At 48.8% G+C, this 4,463-nt stretch carries 3 protein-coding genes; 2 read left to right on the top strand and 1 reads right to left on the bottom strand.

Features of this window, described 5'->3' with window-relative positions; translation table 11 throughout:
- Both WCO51_10090 and WCO51_10085 read left to right on the top strand, forming a co-directional pair.
- The coding region (locus tag WCO51_10090; protein ID MEI6513608.1) for a transketolase C-terminal domain-containing protein at positions 1-1,040 on the top strand (1,040 nt) is incomplete at its 5' end.
- 3 nt (positions 1,041-1,043) lie between these two features.
- On the top strand, positions 1,044-2,249 hold the full coding sequence (locus tag WCO51_10085; protein ID MEI6513607.1) for a 2-oxo acid dehydrogenase subunit E2: 1,206 nt from the start codon (positions 1,044-1,046) through the stop codon (positions 2,247-2,249).
- Between the two features lie 29 nt (positions 2,250-2,278).
- Here the strand turns inward: WCO51_10085 and WCO51_10080 are convergent, their stop codons facing one another.
- Entirely contained in the window at positions 2,279-4,219 is a 1,941-nt protein-coding gene (locus tag WCO51_10080) for a hypothetical protein (GenBank protein MEI6513606.1), read from the bottom strand.
- Positions 4,220-4,463: the final 244 nt, after the last annotated feature.

The following is a 4,463-nucleotide window of genomic DNA, read 5'->3' as shown; positions in this document are numbered from 1 at the left end:
CCATGGAGCAAATCCTTGCCCCGCCACCGCCTCCGCAGACATCGAACTTACCTCCACAAGAGACCTGGATGATGGTAACGGCGGTGAATGAGACGCTGCATAATGCGCTTGCTTCTGATCCTAAAGTGATCATGTTTGGTGAGGATGTCGAAGACCCCAAGGGCGGTGTGTTTGGGATCACTAAGGGCTTATCTTCGAAATACCCTGAGCGAATTGTAAACTCGCCTTTGGCAGAAGCTTCGATTGCGGGTATCGGCGGCGGGCTTGCGATGGCGGGTTATAAGCCGGTCTTCGAAATACAGTTTATCGATTTTGCTCTTCCTGCGTTCAATCAGATTGCCAATCAGATTGCGACTTTAAGATGGCGTTCAAATGGCGCATTCAAATGCCCGTTGGTGTTGATTGCTCCCTGTGGAGCTTATTTGCCATCCGGTGGTCCCTGGCATAGCCAAACGGCCGAGGGCTTATATGCTCATCTTCCCGGGTTGCAAATTGTAATGCCAAGCACCCCGCACGATGCCTCATCGTTACTCAAGGCGTCGATTGCAAGCGATGACCCTGTATTGTTTCTCTTGCCAAAGCACTTGTTCCGTAAGCATTTTCAAGCAGTGCCGGATGAGCCGTTAACCCTTGGAGAAGCGATTGTAAGGGTTGAAGGTCAAGATGCGACGGCGGTAGTGTGGGGCAACTGCGTTGAAGTTGCAATCGAGGCTGCCGAAAAGTTAGCGAAAGAGGACATTGCTCTTGAAGTAGTTGACCTCCAAACACTGGTTCCTTGTGATTGGAAAACAATTCAGGAATCGGTAGCCAAGACAGGGCGGTTGATTGTCGTGCAGGAAGATAACGTAACTTGCAGCTTTGGCCAGGCGATTGTTTCAGAGATAATATCTCGACCTGAAAGTTGGGATGTGATGGCGGCTCCGCCTCAGCTAATCACCCGCCCTGACGTTCATATCGCCTACCATGCGATTTTAGAAGAGCATATATTGCCAAGTGTGGCTCAAGTTTGTGACGCAGTTCGAAAGTCGATGAGGTACTAAAAAGTGGCGCGAGTTCCAATTAAAATTCCACCAATAGGCGAAGGTCTTGTCGAAGCTCAAATTGTTCGGTTCTTAAAGCAACCGGGCGATCCGGTCAGCCGTGATGAGACGCTATTTGAAATCGAAACTGACAAAGCGACCCTCGAAATCCCCTCACCCGTCGCAGGCATTTTAGGAAAATGGGAAGCGAAAGAGGGTGATATTCTCCCCATCGAATCGCTGGTTGTGACCGTTATAAGCGACTCAGGTGATGCAGTTGAAACCGTTTCTAATGCACCCGTTAGCCAAGCTCAAACGATGCAGGGTAAGACTGCCGTTAATCTTCCAGGAGTTAGTTTAACTCCTTCAGTTATAGATGGCGATGGCCCAATTCGCAATAGCGAGCTATCTCCGCGGGTTCGAGCCTATTGCCGTGATCATAATATCCCGCTAGAAGAAACCCGTTCGATCCTTCGCAGTAATCCTGATGGGCGCTTGCAGGTCAGTGATATTGAACGATGGCTTTCTGCGAGTTCGGTGCAGGATTTTCATGATAAACCGCTTTCTACTCGCCAGAAGACAATGGCTTATCGGCTGAAAAGAGCGGCACAACAGGCGGTTCCTGCCAGCATCGAGTTGAATTGCTCATGGGATCCAATCGAGCAGACGCGCTCGCTTATCAAGCAAAAAAGCGGCGGAAAATTTCGGCCATCGGGCTTGGATTTAATTTGTTGGGTCGTCGTTCAGGCGATGAATAATCATCCCAAGTTTCGTTCCGCTTTCATCGGGGATAATGCAATTCGTGAATATGCCCATGTTTTCATTGGAGTTGCCGTCAGCTTGCCGGATGACGAACTAACCACCGCAGTCATGCCAAAAGCCGATACCTATGGCTTCGAAGATTTCGTCACTCACCTTCAAGAACGAATTGAACTCGCCCGCAAAGGGGTTGACCAACTGGACGTGATCCAAGTCTCAATTACCAACATGGCCGCCCAGGGTATTCGATCTGCCGTGCCGGTAGTAGTCCCCCCAGCAGTAGCTACCCTATTCATAGGCGCTCCCTACGAAGAACCTCGCCAAGGTCCCAACGGCGCTATACTATGGGAAAAAACTGCCCGTTTCGTCCTAAACTTCGACCACCGACTAATCAACGGCGTAGGCGGCGCCCGCTTCCTAAGAGAAATTTCCGACAAGATAAAAGCTTTGCCCAAGGAGTTTGGGAAGTAGGGGTTTTTACCTATTGGAATGAAGAAGGTTCAATTTTTATCTTTTTGACCGTCGGAAACCTGATTCCGCTCCTTCTTCCATTGCTCAAGGGTTTCCACATGAGCGGCGTGGAACTCATCAAGAGATTGCTTAGACTGGACTGACATCTCCCGTTTGATCGTTATTGGCTGGCTTTGCTCATCCCCTGTAATTTCCATCACGAGATTGTACAATAACGCATCCGGAATCTTGCCCCGCAGTTCTTTACCCTTATCATCGCGAGGCCAAATCTCACGAGGGGCTGGAAGGCGGACCATCCCACTCTGTATATCTTTCTCGCCGACTTGAAAGCCAATCATGGTCGTTAACAACTGCCATTGTTGGTCATTTAATGCCTCAAATGGAAGTCCTGCTGAGCTTTTCAGGAGAGTCTTTTGCTTAGTTGAGAGGCTGCCATAAAAGCGCAATGGGGACCGACTCTCCAAATCAAAATAAGTTGGCATGAGCGTTAAGTCTTTTACATAGCGGTGGTCTATCTGACCATCGGTAAGTGAAGAGGCGATGTTAGCTATGGTATCTAAATCAAAAAAGCCTTCTTTTTTCAGCTTATCACGATAAGTGGCAAGGAAACTTTCTGAGATGTCATAAGAGCGTTGAATGGCCCAATCTTTGGGCCGTAGGGAGATAACATGCTCATGGTATTCCCATTCAAATCCGACCACTTCTAGTAGAGCAAGAATTTTGTAAAGCGGTTGAGTATCCGTAGGTCGTATACCTTTAAAGGGCTCATTTGGACGGTCGAATATATCATGATATTCCATCACGATCGACAACTTAGTCTGCAAAGTTATTTGATCGAGGATTCTAGTTAGGATATCGGCATCCTTGTTGATTTCATCCGGCTTTTCTGGTCGTACAGTAACAAGAAGATCCTGTTCATTGGGTGCCATTTTGGATTGTATCTGCTCTAGTTTTGCTAGTTTTGCAAGCGGTGTTTTCTTCGAGTCCTCCGCCATTATTTGATCCCAGGTTTCGCCTGCCTCTAGCCGAAACATCTTCTCTCCCTCTTCATGAGCATCGGGGCTATTGGCATTGTTTAGAATCATCTCACCGCATTTACAGAGATCTCCCAAGTCATCTCCTGGACTTCCTACCCAGGTTGTTCCCTCCTTACGCTCATAGGTGCCCACGATCAGATTCCCTCTCATCCCTGAATCGCTCGAACCGGTTTCAGGTGTGAACACTAAATGGGTTGGGGGGTCCATATGGGTAATATCATCCCCAACCCAGTAGGCGATCCAACTGCCTTGCATTAACTGTTTTGCCGCTTTCTCAAGCTCTGGAGCCAAATCAGCTAGTGGAAGACTGACTATAAGGCCACGAAGCATGAGTTCTTTGGCTTCGGGTGGTAAACCAAGTAGAAGTTGCGCATAGGCACGTCCGGTTTCTGTCCCGCCGATGTAAGCCAGCCAGGGATTGCTTTCTTTGAGCTTAAGAGCCTCTTCTGGTTTCATGTCGAGTGCCTTTTGAGCCTCATCCATTGCTTTTTGCCGGAATGTTCGGATTTCCTTTTCACGCTGTTCACGCTGTGAAGAACGGATGGCTTCCTCGTAATTGCGCATCTTCAGGTCTTGCCAAATATAGTACTCGGGTTCCTTGGGCTTGTTCCAGCGGTAGAGGCTGAAGTGGAGAGTGCCTGCTAGTTGGCGGAGCGCCACTCCCAGTGGTAGGTCAACAAAGCGCAATGTGACTCTGTGCTCTTTACTCTTCCAGTCCCGTTTGTTAAACCCGGCCTTGATAGTTACCCCTGTGAGCTTGGTCAGGTCTTTGCAGACATCATCTAACATCTTGGCATCCGCCGAATAGGCAACCTTTTGTTCCATGCGTGGATCAGGTTTTGGCTTATTTGGCATATCTGTTGTTGCAGCCAAAGCAATCGCCAGGCTGAGGCATACTAAAACGCAAAAAGCAAGAAAAACTTTTCGCATCATGACATCTCCTAATTAATCTGAATGAGCGGGGAACTACAACCGCTCCGTCATTGAGATGTTTCTGCATGCATGGAGTTTCGCGTGCTCTTTCCTTCTACTTATTTTGCAAATTTGGTACAGTATTCTTCCCAGCCTTTTTCGTCGTCAACCGTGTGGTGGGTCCGAGGGACGCCCAGGCGGGGGGTGCGGTCGAGTTTTATGTCGAAGACCGTCGCGATGCGGGACGGAGCCTTCTCTGGGAGGT

Source organism: bacterium, assembly GCA_037131655.1.
In the GTDB taxonomy this organism is placed as follows: Bacteria; Armatimonadota; Fimbriimonadia; order Fimbriimonadales; family JBAXQP01; genus JBAXQP01.
The sequence above is the reverse complement of the archived record's forward strand: the minus strand, read 5'-3'. Positions and strand labels throughout refer to the sequence as shown.

Excerpts from the sequence above, each read along its gene's own strand:
- WCO51_10080 (MEI6513606.1), bottom strand. The coding sequence starts at position 4,219 with ATGATGCGAAAAGTTTTTCTTGCTTTTTGCGTTTTAGTATGCCTCAGC.